A 12,571-nucleotide genomic window follows, 5' to 3' on the forward strand; every position below is an offset into this window, starting at 1 on the left:
CCGCAAACCCGCTCACACGATCCCGATGATCACGTCCGCTACCGAAAAAGCCGAACTGATCCGCCGTTTCGATTTGCAGCCGCATCCGGAAGGCGGCTTTTATCGTGAGACGTATCGCTCGTCAGCAGAAATAAAGCGACAGGGTTCGGGCGAGACGCGCTCAGCTTCGACCGCGATCTACTATCTGCTCGCGGATGGCGCGCATTCGGCGTGGCACCGGATCAGGTCCGACGAGATCTGGCATTTCTATGCCGGCGAGCCGCTCTACGTACATGTCCTCGACGAAGCTGGCCATCTGACGTCGCATCGGCTGGGCAACGCGCTCACGCACGCGGATGCCGTGTTCCAGGTGGTCGTGCCGGCCGGACAGTGGTTTGCGGCGGAATGCGTCGACCCGGCCGGTTACGCGCTGGCCGGTTGCACGGTCGCGCCGGGATTCGAATTCAGCGAATTCGAACTGGCCAGCGTGGATACGCTGCTGACGGATTACCCGGCGCACCGGGACATCGTGATGCGGCTGGGGCCCACCTCACGCGCGTGACGCACCGCGTAAGCCCCTGCCCCCGTTGCACGCTCAACGATACTGGTTGATCCGGTCCCGCGTCTCGCGCGCGGCGCGCGCCGCGGCGTCGGCAAAATCGTCACCCTTGCCCGCGTAGATGATCGCGCGGGAAGAGTTGATCAGCATGCCGGTGTTCGCCGCGGTGCGTCCTGCACGCACCGTCGCCTCGACGTCGCCACCCTGGGCACCGATGCCGGGAATCAGCAGCGGCATGTCGCCGACCATTCCACGCACCACTTCGATTTCCTTCGGGAACGTCGCGCCCACCACGAGCCCGAGTTCGCCGCTTGCGTTCCACTTTTCCGCCGCGAGCTGCGCCACGACCTGATACAACGGACGTCCACCCGTCTCCAGAAACTGCAGGTCCGAACCGCCCGCGTTCGACGTGCGGCACAGCACGATCACGCCTTTGCCCGCGTGTTCGAGATAGGGCTGGATCGAATCGAAACCCATATACGGGTTCACCGTGACGGCATCCGCGCGATAACGGTCGAACGCTTCGCGCGCGTACTGCTCGGCCGTGCTGCCGATGTCGCCACGCTTCGCATCGAGGATCACCGGAAGACCCGGATGATGCGCGTGGATGTGGGCGATCAGCTGTTCGAGCTGGTCTTCGGCGCGATGCGCGGCGAAGTACGCGATCTGCGGCTTGAACGACGATGCATACGGCGCAGTCGCATCGACGATCGTGCGGCAGAACTCGAAGATGGCGTCGGGCCGGTTCGCGAGCGCGCCGGGAAACTTCGTGGGCTCGGGGTCGAGGCCGACGCACAGCAGCGAGTTCGTGCGCTGCCACGCGTCGTTGAGCGTCTGGATGAATGAGGACATGGTGAAAACTCGCGACGAGCCATTAGCGGATAAGGCGCGTATTTTACCCGGCGGCGCCGGCCTTCAGGCCCGTCGCCCTCGCACACGACCCGACGCGCCCGCATCGCCAGCACATCATGATCAACGACCGGACGCGCGCAGCACCGCAACGCACGCGACCTACTGTCGCCCGTGCCCCCGCGCGCCGGTCGTCGAGCGCATTCCCGTCCGCTCGACCGTGAACGTGAACTGACGCGTCAGACGCTCGCCGCGCGCGAGCACCGTCATGCCGTTCGCGGCCGCGCCGCCCGGCAGGTTCATCGCGTTGATCGGATGGTCGACCGGTTCGAAGCAGAAGAAATCTGCCGACGGCGGCGTATACAGCACGTAGTAGTCGGTGTCGGCGGCAATCGTGAGCGACAGGCGTCGCTTCGGCCACACCACCGCCGTGCGCCCGCTCCAGCCGGTGAACGCGTGGTTCACGATCGTCTCCGGCAACGGATACGCGACGCCGAACTGCCACGCGGGCGGCGCCGGGACGTGCCGCATCGGCAGCCAGTCGTCGCCGGCGAGCCACAGGCCGCCGGCCGCCGCCGATAGTTCCGTGCCCGCGTCGCGCGGCAAAAACGGATGAATGCCGAGACCGAACGGCAACGCTTCGCGCCCCGTATTTTCGATTTCGAGCGTGATGATCAACACGGGGCCATCGAGCGTGTACATCTGCATCGCCCGATACGCGTACGGCTTGCCATCACTGCGATCGAGCGTCAGGCGCACGCTCTGATGATCGGTATCGGCAACCTGCCACGGCGCGAGCCAGCCGTCGCCGTGAATCGGCAGCGGTTCGCCGTCGCGGTTGAGCGGCACGTCGATCGAGCGGCCGGAGAAGCTGAACTGGCCGCCGCCGATCCGGTTCGAATACGGCAGCAGCGGGTAACACGAGAGTTCGTTCGGATCGGTATCGCGGGCAACATGGCGGCAGCGGCGGAAAATCGGCACGAGGCCGCCATCGCTGCGGTAGTCGAAACGCGTCACGCCGCCGCCGAGCAGCGGCGCGACGTCGAGCCGCAGTTGTCCGCTGGAAAGCGTGACGGAAGCGATATCGCCCGCGACGGTCGTGCCAGTCGCAACGGCCGACGTACTCGGTCCGGGCAGCACGGGGGTGGCAGCCGCGGCCAGTCTCGCGCGGCGCGACTGCGATGAAGACGAGCCAACGGAATTCGTGACAGTCATGTCAGTCTCCTCGAGAGGCGTCAAACATTGCCGTCGTCACCGACGGGAAATTCTGCGGGCAACTCGGCAAGCCGGTTGCCTCTTTGGCGTCGTACTGCGTGCTGCAACATCTGCGAATGAAGTCCTGCGCGGCGGTGCGATTGAAACGGTCAGCCTGCAATGCCTCGCGCGAAACCTTCCGCGAAACTACACGTTGGGCGCTTGTCGCCGCCCCGGCGTGCCTTGAAAAAGCGGCTCCGGCAAGCCACGCGCACCAGGCGTCGCGATGAAAACGCCACCCGCCCGTGTGTCCTTGCCAAGCGCCGCCGCGTCGAGCTCGTCGCGCGCGCTCGTAATGTACAGCGTGCCCAGCTGCGCGCCACCCAGCGCGACGCAGCTTGGTTGCGCGGTCGGCACCGTGACGCGCGCCGTTTCGACGCCGTCGGCGCCGTAGCGCACGACACGCGCGCCGCCCCACTGCGCGTTCCACAGACCGCCGTCGCGATCGACCGTCGAGCCGTCCGGCACTCCGGCCGCATCGGTCAGCGTCACGAACACGCGATCGCCTGAAATGCCGCCGTCGCTGCCGTATGCGCAGGTGCGAATCGTGCGGGTCGGCGAATCGCAGTAGTACATCGTCGCGCCGTCCGGGCTGAACGCAATACTGTTCGCAATTGCCGGCGATGGCAATGGCAACCGTTCAAGCGTCAGATCATGATTCAGGCGATAAAAGCCACCGACGGTCTTCATCGGCGACGTCTCGTCTTTCGTTCCGAATACAAAACGACCTTGCCGGTCACACCGGCCGTCGTTGACGCGCGTGTTCAAGCCTTGCTCGACGTCGACGATATGTCGCGTCTCGCCGGTCGCGAGATCGAAAAACGCGAGATGCGACGCAAGGCCGAGCAGCAGGTAATGCGGGTCGGCGCACAGCGCGAACGTCGCGAGCCGCTCGGGCATCGGCCAGAACGTGCTGCGCCCGTCAGCCGGATCGTAGCGCCACAGACGCGCGCCCTCGATGTCCGTCCAGTAAAAGCGCCCGGTGCGCGCGCACCACGTCGCGGCTTCACCGAGCTTGCACTTCGCATCGATGAGGAGCGCCGCCCGCTGTTCGCGCGCCGCCACGCTCATGCCCAGCCTCCGTCCACGATCACGTCCTGCGCGGTGATCATGCGGCTGTCGTCGGCGGCCAGGAAGAGCGCCATGCGCGCCAGGTCGTCCGGCATCAGTTCGCGGTCGATGCACTGCCCCTGCTTGATCGATTCGCGGCCGGCGTCGTCGAGCCACAGACGCTTCTGCTTTTCGGTCATCACCCAGCCCGGCACCAGCGTGTTGACGCGGATGTTGAACGGACCGAGGTCGCGCGCGAGACCGCGCGTGAGCCCCTGCACCGCCGCCTTCGACGTCACGTACACCGGATAGCCGCCATTTTTCAGCATCCAGCTGATCGAGCCGAGATTGATGATCGAGCCGCCGCCGGCAGCCTTCATGTCGTCGACCACGGCCTGCGCCGCGAAAAACTGGTGACGGATGTTGACCGCGATACCCGCGTCGAAAAACGCGGGCGTGACTTCGGCGATCGTGTGGCGCTTGTCGTTCGCCGCGTTGTTGACGAGCACGGTGATCGGGCCGAGTGCCGCGCGCACGTCGGCGATCGCCTTCTTCAACGCGTCCAGACTGGTGAGATCGCACGGCAGGAAGAGCGGCTTGTGACGCGAGCCGCCGAGTGCGTTGGCGTGGGCTTCGCCGGCGCTCGCGTCGATATCGAAGAACGCCACGCGCGCGCCCTGCGCCGCGAAGTGTTCGACGAACGATGCGCCGATGCCGGTTGCGCCGCCGGTGATCAACACCGTGCGATCGGTAAGACTCGGATAACGGGCAAACACGCTATCCGCCTGACGTTCATTCACATTGACCGGAGACGACATCGTTCGATTCCTTCAGGAGCAGGGATTAATCACGCGAACCGCGGTTCTTCAACTGGTCGAGCATCACGGCGGCAAGCAGGATCGCGCCGCGCACGAGGTACTGGTAGAACGCATCGATGTTGAGCAGGTTCATCACGTTTTCGACCGTGCCCATGATCAGCACGCCGATCACCACGCCCGAGATCGTCGCGCGGCCGCCGAGCAGCGACACGCCGCCCAGCACGCACGCCGAGATCACGTTCAGCTCGAACCCTTCGGCGGCGTTCGGCTGGCCTGACGTGATACGCGACGCCAGGATCACACCGGCCAGCGCCGTCACCGCGCCCTGGATCAGGAAGATCCAGACCCGCGTGCGTTCCACGTTGATACCGGCGAGACGCGACGCTTCCGGATTGCCGCCGATCGCGAGCGTGTTACGGCCGTAGACGGTCTGGTTCAGCATCACGCCGAACACGATGAAGCACAGCAGCGTGACCCAGATCGGCAGCGAAACGCCGAAGAACGACAGGCCGCCCAGCGCGATGAACGTATCCGACGACACGCCCACGGCCTGACCGTGCGACACGATGAAGCCGAGGCCGCGGACGATTTCCATCGTCGCGAGCGTCGTGATCAGCGCGTTGATGCGCAGATACGCGATCACCGCGCCGTTCACGAAGCCGATCACGCCGCCTGCCAGCACCGCCGCGACGATCGCGATGAACGTGTTGCCCGTGGCGTTCAGCACCATCGCGCAGAGCACGCCGGCGAACGCGACGGTCGAGCCGACCGAAAGGTCGAAGTCGCGCGACGCGAGGCAGAACATCATCGTGCACGAGACCATGCCGATCTGCGAGATCGACAGCGCGAGACCGAGCATGTTTTCGATCGAGAAGAAGTGATCGACGGTCAGCGACATCGTCAGGAACATCAGGACGAAGATCACGATCAGGCTGTATTCGGTGACGTGCTGCCACCACTTCTGCCTGTCGCTCGCTTGCGGAATCAACGCATCAGCGGCGTTGAGGTTTTCTCTGGCTTGCATTTGATAACTCCTCCCGTTCCCAACGGGTTGTCGGACAGGTATTTAAATCGTCTCGTCCGGTGAAATTCACGCCGCCTGCGCGGCGGGTTCTGTCGAGCTTTGCGGCAGCGCAAGGCCCAGTACGGTCTGTTCGGTGGCTTCGCCGCGCTTCAGTTCGCCGGAGATCCGGCCCTGCCGCATGACGACGATGCGGTCGGACACGCCCAGCACCTCCGGCAGTTCCGACGAAATCATCACGATCGCGCAGCCGCGCTCGGCGAGCTGATAGATCACGTTATAGATCTCGTGCTTCGCGCCGACGTCGATACCGCGCGTCGGTTCGTCGAGAATCACCACCTTCAGGTCCGGCTCGGCCAGCCAGCGCGACAGGATGGTCTTTTGCTGGTTGCCGCCGGAAAGAAAACGGATCTTCTGGCGGCGGCTCGGCGTCTTGATCTTCAGCAGCTGGATAAAACGGTCGGCGGTCTGCGCCTCTTTCTTGCGGTCGAGGAAGAGGCCCCCACGCAGATAGTGGCGGCGGCAACTGATGTTGATGTTTTCCGACACGCTCGCCATCGCGACGATGCCTTCTTCCTTGCGGTCCTCCGGGCACAGCACGATGCCGTGTTTAATCGCTTCGCCCGCGCTGCGCACCTTGATCGTCTTGCCGTCGAGCGCGATCTCGCCCGCTTTCTTGTGGTCCGCGCCGTAGACGAGGTGCATCAGTTCGCTGCGGCCCGCGCCCACCAGCCCGAAGAAGCCGACGATCTCGCCGCGGCGCACCTCGAACGTGGCCGGCTCTTTCAGTGCGTGGCCCTCGATCGCCTTCGCCGCGAAGCGCACTTCGCCGAGCGGACGCGGCCTGTAATTCCAGATGTCGCTGATTTCGCGCCCCACCATCTCGCTCACGATCGTGTCGCGGCTCACGCCTTCGAGCGTCGGATGCGAGGCGACCTTGCGGCCGTCGCGGAAAATCGTGCAGGCGTCGCACAGCTGATAGATCTCGTCCATGCGGTGCGAGATGTAGATCAGCGCGCGGTTGTCGGCGCGCAGATCGCGCACGAGCTTGAACAGCACTTCGGTTTCGCGGTGCGACAGCGAGCTCGTCGGCTCGTCCAGTGCGATGACGCGCGCGTTGCGCATGAGCGCCTTGCAGATTTCGACCATCTGCCGCTGCGCGATCGACAGCTTGCCCAGCTTCGCGTTCGGATCGAGGTCGACGCCCATCGCGGCGAGACGCTCGCGCACGAAGCGCTTCGCCTCGCGCTTGTTGACCCAGCCGAGTGCATTCGGCAACTGGCCGAGCAGCAGATTTTCCGCGACGGTCAGATCCGGCACGTATTGCAGTTCCTGGTGGATCACCGCGATACCCGCGCCGATCGAAGCGGCCGCGCTCGCAAAGCGCACGTCGTTGCCATCGATCAGGATCTGGCCGGAATCCGGTTGATACTCACCGCCGAGAATCTTGAGCAGGGTCGATTTCCCCGCGCCGTTCTCGCCCATCAGGCCGTGTACCTGGCCCGCGTTCACGTCGAAGGACACACCGTCGAGCGCGCGCACGCCTGGAAACACCTTGCCGATATTGTCAAAACGCAGCGTCGCTGACACTTCGCTTCCCCTCACATTACGGACATCCTGCGCGCGCACGTGATCTCACGTCACGTTCACGCAAAAAGCCCTGTCGTCCCGGATTCTTAAGGCGCCCTGCGACACATCGTGCCAGCCGGGCGCCGTCTGTTGCCCGGCGCGGCAGCCGGATGCTTCACGCATTCAGCTGTCGCGCCGTTCTCCTGCCTGGTACGGCTGTTACGACCTGCCGCTTACTTCGATGCGAGACCCATCTTTTCGCGCACTTCACCGACGTTGTCACGCGTGGCCAGCATGCCGGTCGTCAGCGTGAGCTTCGGCGGTTCCTTGCCGTCCTTGATCCAGTCGTACATCAGCGTCGAGGTTTCTTCGCCGTGGCGCTTCGGGCTGATGATCACCGTGCCGAAGAAGCCCGTCGGGTTCGGCTTCTTGAATTCGTTCAGTGCCGAATCCGAGCCGCCGATACCGATACCGATCATGTTGTCCGCCTTGAAGCCGCGGCCTTCTGCTGCGCGCACCGCGCCGAGCACGCCTTCGTCGTTCAGCGCGTAGGCAATCCAGTGCTTGAACTGCGGGTTCTTGGTGAGCGCGATGTTCGCTGCGTTGAAAGCGTTTTCCGTATCGGTCTTCGCTTGCGGCGCCGCGACGATGTTGGCCTTCGGGAAGCCTGCGGCGACCAGTGCGTCGGTGGCGCCCGACGTGCGGTCATGCGCGGTCGGCAGCTGTTCGTAAGTCACGTCGATCGCGCCGACGTCCTTCATGTCCCAGCCGCGCTTCTTGATTTCAGCCGCCAGACCGTCGCCGACCTGCTTGCCGATGTTGTAGGCCGAAATGCCCATGTGCGGCACCGATTCGATCGGCTTGCCCGCGCCGTCGACGAGGCGGTCATCGACCGTCATCATCTTCAGGCCGTCGGCCTTCGCCTTCGCGACGATGCCCGGTCCGAGCTTCACGTCCGGCGTGCAGATGATGAAGCCCTGTGCCTTCTGTGCGGCGAGGTTATCGATTGCGCTCATCACCTTTTCGCCCGACGGCGCGCCGATCTTCACGAGCGTGAAGCCCTTTTCTTTGGCAGCGATTTCCGCGAACTTCCACTCGTCCTGGAACCACGGCTCTTCCGGCTGCTTCACCAGAAAACCGATCTTCACCGGATCGGCTGCCTGAGCGGCCGTTGCGTTGAAGAACACGCCCGCCGCTGCAGCTGCCAGCGTGAGGAAAATTCTACGTTTCATAATGCTGTCTCCTGACTATTGGTAACGAGAAGGTGGTCGGCCGCGTCTTCTTTTATCGGTTCTCGCGACACACGCGGCCAGTGCGTCGCCCGACTGAAAACCCTGTTCCTGCCCTGTCTCCTGACTAGTCGTGGTAGAGCGCCGAGCGCCCGCCATCGACCGTGATACAGCTCGCGTTGATGAACGGCGCCTCGTCCGATGCGAGAAAAACCGCGGTCATCGCCACTTCTTCCGGGCGGCCGATACGCTTCATCGGCTGCAGATCCAGCGTCGCCTGCCGCGCGGCGGCGGGGTCCGGCTGACCGTCCCACCAGTCGCGCGTCAACTGCGTCTCGACATAGCCCGGCGCGATCGCGTTGACGCGCACGTTGCGCGGCGCGTATTCGATGCCGAGCGCGCGCGTGAGACCCAGCACGCCGTGCTTCGCGACCGGATACGGAAAACATCCCGGGATGATCTTGAAGGCATGCGTCGACGCGATGTTCACGATGCTGCCCGCGCCGCGTTCGACCATGCCCGGCAATACCGCGCGACAGCCGTTCCACACGCCATCGAGGTCGACCGCGAAACAGCGGCGCCAGTCATCATCAGTCATCGTCAGCGGGTCGCAGAATACGTTGATACCCGCATTGTTGATGAGCACGTTCAGCGGCCCGAACGCCTTTTCCGCTTCGCTTGCCGCGTGCTGCACCGAAGTCGATTGCGTCACGTCCGTCTGCACCGCGAGCACTTTCGCACCGGCCTGCAAACCGCATCGCGCTTCGATCTCGCGCGCGGTGTGCCGCGCCGTCTCCAGATCGAGTTCGGCGAGCACGACCGCCGCGCCTTCGCGCGCGAAGGCGTGCGCGATCGCCGCACCGATGCCGCGGCCGGCGCCGGTGATCAACGCGACCTTGTCGGCGAGGCGATTCATTTCTGTACACCTGCCTTCGCGATGCGCAGGCCGTTGATGTACGCCATCGCGTGCGAAGCCGTCACGGCCGCGCTCTGGCCCGGCTTGTAGAGCGCGGAACCGAGGCCAAAACCGTTTGCGCCCGCGCTCAGGAACGGGCCCATGTTGTCCGGCGTGATACCGCCGACCGGCACGAGCGGCACTTCCGCCGCGATCACCGCGCGCCACGCCTTCACGACGTGCGCGCCGAGTTGTTCTGCCGGGAACATCTTGAGGACGTCCGCGCCGTTCTTCAGCGCGAGGAACGCCTCGTTCGGCGTGGCCACGCCTGGCGCGCACGCGAGCCCCAATGCCTTCGCGGCGGTCACGACTTCGGCGTCGCTGTGCGGCATCACGATCAGTTCGCCGCCCGCGGCTTTCACGTCGTTGACGAAGCCCGGATGCAGCACCGTGCCCGCGCCGACGATCGCATCGGCCGGCAGCGCCTGCCGGATTGCGGCGATGCTGTCGAACGGCCGTGGCGAATTGAGCGGCACTTCGACGATGCGAAACCCGGCCTCGTACAGCGCGCGACCGTGATCGGCGGCATCGGCGGGCGTGACGCCGCGCATGATCGCGATCAACGGGCACGCCTCGAACGCCGCGATCAGCCCGGCGTGCGGCATGTAGGGCGCGGGCAGATTGATGTGAGGTTGCATGTCGATTCCTTGTGCGTTCGTTGGCGTCGGTCAGCGGGCCGCGCGGGAAGTCGCGCTGGCCTGCGTTTCTGCAGCCGCGACGAAGCCGGCCTGCGTCGCGATGCGCCACAGTCCATGTTCCGTTGCGTGCTGCACGAGGGCGGCCTGGGTACAGCCGAACTGGGCGAGTGCGAGACGGTAGCGTTCGCACAGCGCTTCGTTGCCGATCAGCAGCAGCGACTTGCCGGCGAGCGAGCTCTGTTGCCGCACGAGCACCGCTTCGAGGCCCGCGAGTTCGTGGCCGATCAGGAGGCCCGACAGATAGTCAGGCTGTTCGTTCGATGCGAGCTGTCCGGTCAGGCCGAGCGTGCGCGTGCTGAAGATCGTCGCGAGTACGCCGGCCGCGCCGCTGTTGCGCGCGACGCTGACGCCGCGCAAAAACGCTTGCGTGTCGGGCGATGTGGGCGCGGTCATCGTGCGGCCGAGGATCGTGTGATCGCGCAGCGCGCCGAACACTTCGCCCGTCATGAACGTATGAAAGCGTTCGATGCGCCCGTTGCGCACCACCGTCCATTTCGCGTGCGTGCCGGGCAGGCCGATCAGTTCGCCCGCGTCGTCCGGGGTGTCCGCGACAGACGCTTTTCCGGCGAGCGCGCCGAAAATCTGCGTTTCCTCGCCGCGCATCACGTTCGGCAGGTCGCCGCGTTGCAGGACGCCCGGGACGATGTGAATCGTGAGACCGCGCGCGGTCTTGACGCGCACGATGCCGGCGACGAGCGAAGCGGCGTCGGCGGGTGCGTCGACGTACGGCGCCTCGGTCCAGCCCTGCGCGCTGCCGACCATGCCGGCCGCCACCACCGGAAGGTCCGGGTGCGCGTCGAGCCATGCGCCGCAGGCCGCGTCGAAGGCCGCATCGAAGCCGCCTTCCGCTGCCGGGCGCGGCAGGTTCATGATGCCGGCCGACGAAGCGTGCGCGTCCAGCACGTTGCCCGCCGCGTCGAAGAGATACGCGCGCAGCGACGTCGTGCCCCAGTCGAGTGCGATCAATGCGGCGTCGTTCATTGCGATGGTGTCGGTTGCATGTGCGGCCCGAGCTTGAGATGCGGGTGCGCTCGAGGTGCTCGACTGGCTCATCGTTTGATCCTGCGCGTGGTCGGTTGCGGCACGCGCCAGCCCAGTTCTTCCGAGATCGCGCGCGCTTCGCGCTGCACGACCGGGATCAGTTCATCCATGCGCTCAAGCGACATATAGGGAATCGTGCTCGCCACCGAAAGCGCCGCGACGACTGCGCCCGACGCATCGCGCACGGGCGCTGCGACACAGCGGATCGAGGCTTCGTTTTCTTCGAGGTCGAACGTGTAGCCGCCCGTCGAATAGTTGGTCATGCGCTGCATGAAGGTCAGCGAGTCGGGGCGGTTGTCCGGCTTGAAGCTGACGCCGGCGAGCGCGCGACGCGACGCTTCGAAGAGCGAGCGCCAGGCGTCTGGCGGCAGGTCGAGCATCATGGCCTTGCCGATACCCGTCGACGCGAGCGGCATGCGGTGACCGACGCGCGAGCGCATTTCGAGGCCACGGGTACCGGGGATCTTGTCGATGTAGAGGACGTCGTCGCCGTCGCGCACGCCGAGGTGGATCGTATCGAGCGTCTGTTCGGCGAGCGCTTCGAGATGCGGACGTGCGACGGCCGTCAGCGGCATCTGTTCGAGCGCGATGGTGCCGAGTTCGATCAGCTTCGGGCCGAGCAGATAGCCGCCCTGGACCTGACGCAGATAGCGCGCCTGGACGAGGCTGCTGACGAGGCGATGCGTGGTGCTGCGGGTCGTGCCGAGCGCCGCGCCGAAGGTGCGCAGATCGCGCACGCCGGCGGCGGCGGCTTCGAGGATCGCAAGACCGCGCAGGAGCGTCTGCGTGCCGGCTTGCTGGGGCGTGACGTCGAGGAGCGTACTGGGGACGGCTATCGAGTCCGCCTGCGCCGCGGCCGGCAGGGTGGCTGCGCCATTGGAGCGGGACGCGGCCTGAGCCGTCGAGGGGGTTTGTGATCTGGGCGCGTCGGCTTCGCGCGTCGCTTCTCGCCTGTCAGTCACGGACATAAGGGACTCGTCTCCGATGTTGTCTTTGCGCTTGCGGTTTTTTTGCTGCGATGCAGCAGGGCCGGCGCTTTTTTGCCGCTCTCGCGGCTCGTTGATCTGGATTGTAGGGGGGTTTTTCTTTTATCTCCAATATGTGAGTGTTGTGGTCATATAGTGGGATCGCTTCTTGCGGCGCGGGTTTGCTTTTTTGCTTTGGCCTTTTCTTGCATTCATGTCGGTCTATTAGCGTTGCCCCTTTGGCGGGACGGCATTCCGGGTTTTTCGTGCCGAAGCTGTGTTTTCCTTTGGCCTTTCCTTGTATTCGTATCGGTCTATTAGCGTCGCCCCTGTGCGGGGCGGCACCTACTTTTCTTTGTCTTCCAAAGAAAAGTAGGCAAAAGAAAGGCGCTCCGAAAACTCACCTGCTCAAAGTGCGTCATCGTTGGCGAATGGCACCCCAAGAGGTGTCGCTCTCGCGCTCGATGCCGCGCTGGTCCGCGCACGATCTGATCTCCCGCACAGCACCGCCCGTGACACAGGGCTCATTCATCCCACTCCGCACTACGTGCGTCGCGGAGTGCCCGCTCAACGGTGCCGTCATC

Annotated in this window: 12 protein-coding genes; 1 reads left to right on the forward strand and 11 read right to left on the reverse strand. The window is 65.0% G+C overall.

Going from position 1 to position 12,571, the window contains the following annotated elements:
* Positions 1-25: 25 nt before the first annotated feature.
* Complete coding sequence (locus tag BLV45_RS11270) at positions 26-541, forward strand: cupin domain-containing protein (RefSeq protein WP_090532743.1); 516 nt, start codon at positions 26-28, stop codon at positions 539-541.
* Positions 542-574: 33 nt separating this feature from the next.
* Here BLV45_RS11270 and pyrF read toward each other — a convergent pair whose 3' ends face one another.
* From pyrF to BLV45_RS11325, 11 genes are all read right to left on the reverse strand, one after another.
* On the reverse strand, positions 575-1,390 hold the full coding sequence (pyrF, locus tag BLV45_RS11275) for an orotidine-5'-phosphate decarboxylase (protein ID WP_090532745.1): 816 nt from the start codon (positions 1,388-1,390) through the stop codon (positions 575-577).
* A 159-nt stretch (positions 1,391-1,549) separates the two neighbouring features.
* Positions 1,550-2,602, reverse strand: coding sequence for an aldose 1-epimerase (locus BLV45_RS11280; RefSeq protein ID WP_090532747.1), 1,053 nt, complete (start codon positions 2,600-2,602; stop codon positions 1,550-1,552).
* A 186-nt stretch (positions 2,603-2,788) separates the two neighbouring features.
* Complete coding sequence (locus BLV45_RS11285) at positions 2,789-3,712, reverse strand: SMP-30/gluconolactonase/LRE family protein (RefSeq protein ID WP_090532749.1); 924 nt, start codon at positions 3,710-3,712, stop codon at positions 2,789-2,791.
* The gene (locus BLV45_RS11290; protein WP_090532751.1) at positions 3,709-4,509 is read right to left on the reverse strand and encodes an SDR family NAD(P)-dependent oxidoreductase; all 801 of its coding nucleotides are present in this window, start codon (positions 4,507-4,509) and stop codon (positions 3,709-3,711) included. The genes BLV45_RS11285 and BLV45_RS11290 overlap by 4 nt, the downstream gene beginning before the upstream one ends.
* Positions 4,510-4,534: 25 nt before the next feature.
* Positions 4,535-5,533 (reverse strand): L-arabinose ABC transporter permease AraH, encoded by a 999-nt coding sequence (gene araH / locus BLV45_RS11295; protein ID WP_090532753.1) that lies wholly within the window; start codon positions 5,531-5,533, stop codon positions 4,535-4,537.
* A 66-nt stretch (positions 5,534-5,599) separates the two neighbouring features.
* Positions 5,600-7,120 (reverse strand): L-arabinose ABC transporter ATP-binding protein AraG, encoded by a 1,521-nt coding sequence (gene araG / locus BLV45_RS11300; RefSeq protein WP_090532755.1) that lies wholly within the window; start codon positions 7,118-7,120, stop codon positions 5,600-5,602.
* A 212-nt stretch (positions 7,121-7,332) separates the two neighbouring features.
* Positions 7,333-8,331 (reverse strand): arabinose ABC transporter substrate-binding protein, encoded by a 999-nt coding sequence (locus BLV45_RS11305; protein ID WP_090532758.1) that lies wholly within the window; start codon positions 8,329-8,331, stop codon positions 7,333-7,335.
* 124 nt (positions 8,332-8,455) lie between these two features.
* Positions 8,456-9,244, reverse strand: coding sequence for an SDR family oxidoreductase (locus BLV45_RS11310; protein ID WP_090532760.1), 789 nt, complete (start codon positions 9,242-9,244; stop codon positions 8,456-8,458).
* The gene (locus BLV45_RS11315) at positions 9,241-9,921 is read right to left on the reverse strand and encodes a 2-dehydro-3-deoxy-6-phosphogalactonate aldolase (protein WP_090532762.1); all 681 of its coding nucleotides are present in this window, start codon (positions 9,919-9,921) and stop codon (positions 9,241-9,243) included. Before BLV45_RS11315 ends, BLV45_RS11310 begins: the two co-directional genes overlap by 4 nt.
* Positions 9,922-9,951: 30 nt before the next feature.
* Positions 9,952-11,034 carry a 2-dehydro-3-deoxygalactonokinase gene (locus BLV45_RS11320; protein WP_090532764.1) on the reverse strand — a complete coding sequence of 361 codons (1,083 nt, stop codon included), beginning with the start codon at positions 11,032-11,034 and terminating at the stop codon, positions 9,952-9,954.
* Positions 11,031-11,990 (reverse strand): IclR family transcriptional regulator, encoded by a 960-nt coding sequence (locus BLV45_RS11325; RefSeq protein WP_090532766.1) that lies wholly within the window; start codon positions 11,988-11,990, stop codon positions 11,031-11,033. The genes BLV45_RS11320 and BLV45_RS11325 overlap by 4 nt, the downstream gene beginning before the upstream one ends.
* Between the last annotated feature and the right edge of the window lie 581 nt (positions 11,991-12,571).

The organism is Paraburkholderia sartisoli (genome assembly GCF_900107685.1).
GTDB lineage: Bacteria > Pseudomonadota > Gammaproteobacteria > Burkholderiales > Burkholderiaceae > Paraburkholderia > Paraburkholderia sartisoli.

Excerpts from the sequence above, each read along its gene's own strand:
- BLV45_RS11270 (WP_090532743.1), top strand. The coding sequence starts at position 26 with ATGATCACGTCCGCTACCGAAAAAGCCGAACTGATCCGCCGTTTCGAT.
- pyrF (WP_090532745.1), bottom strand. The coding sequence starts at position 1,390 with ATGTCCTCATTCATCCAGACGCTCAACGACGCGTGGCAGCGCACGAAC.
- BLV45_RS11280 (WP_090532747.1), bottom strand. The coding sequence starts at position 2,602 with ATGACTGTCACGAATTCCGTTGGCTCGTCTTCATCGCAGTCGCGCCGC.
- BLV45_RS11285 (WP_090532749.1), bottom strand. The coding sequence starts at position 3,712 with ATGAGCGTGGCGGCGCGCGAACAGCGGGCGGCGCTCCTCATCGATGCG.
- BLV45_RS11290 (WP_090532751.1), bottom strand. The coding sequence starts at position 4,509 with ATGTCGTCTCCGGTCAATGTGAATGAACGTCAGGCGGATAGCGTGTTT.
- araH (WP_090532753.1), bottom strand. The coding sequence starts at position 5,533 with ATGCAAGCCAGAGAAAACCTCAACGCCGCTGATGCGTTGATTCCGCAA.
- BLV45_RS11305 (WP_090532758.1), bottom strand. The coding sequence starts at position 8,331 with ATGAAACGTAGAATTTTCCTCACGCTGGCAGCTGCAGCGGCGGGCGTG.
- BLV45_RS11310 (WP_090532760.1), bottom strand. The coding sequence starts at position 9,244 with ATGAATCGCCTCGCCGACAAGGTCGCGTTGATCACCGGCGCCGGCCGC.
- BLV45_RS11315 (WP_090532762.1), bottom strand. The coding sequence starts at position 9,921 with ATGCAACCTCACATCAATCTGCCCGCGCCCTACATGCCGCACGCCGGG.
- BLV45_RS11320 (WP_090532764.1), bottom strand. The coding sequence starts at position 11,034 with ATGAGCCAGTCGAGCACCTCGAGCGCACCCGCATCTCAAGCTCGGGCC.
- BLV45_RS11325 (WP_090532766.1), bottom strand. The coding sequence starts at position 11,990 with ATGTCCGTGACTGACAGGCGAGAAGCGACGCGCGAAGCCGACGCGCCC.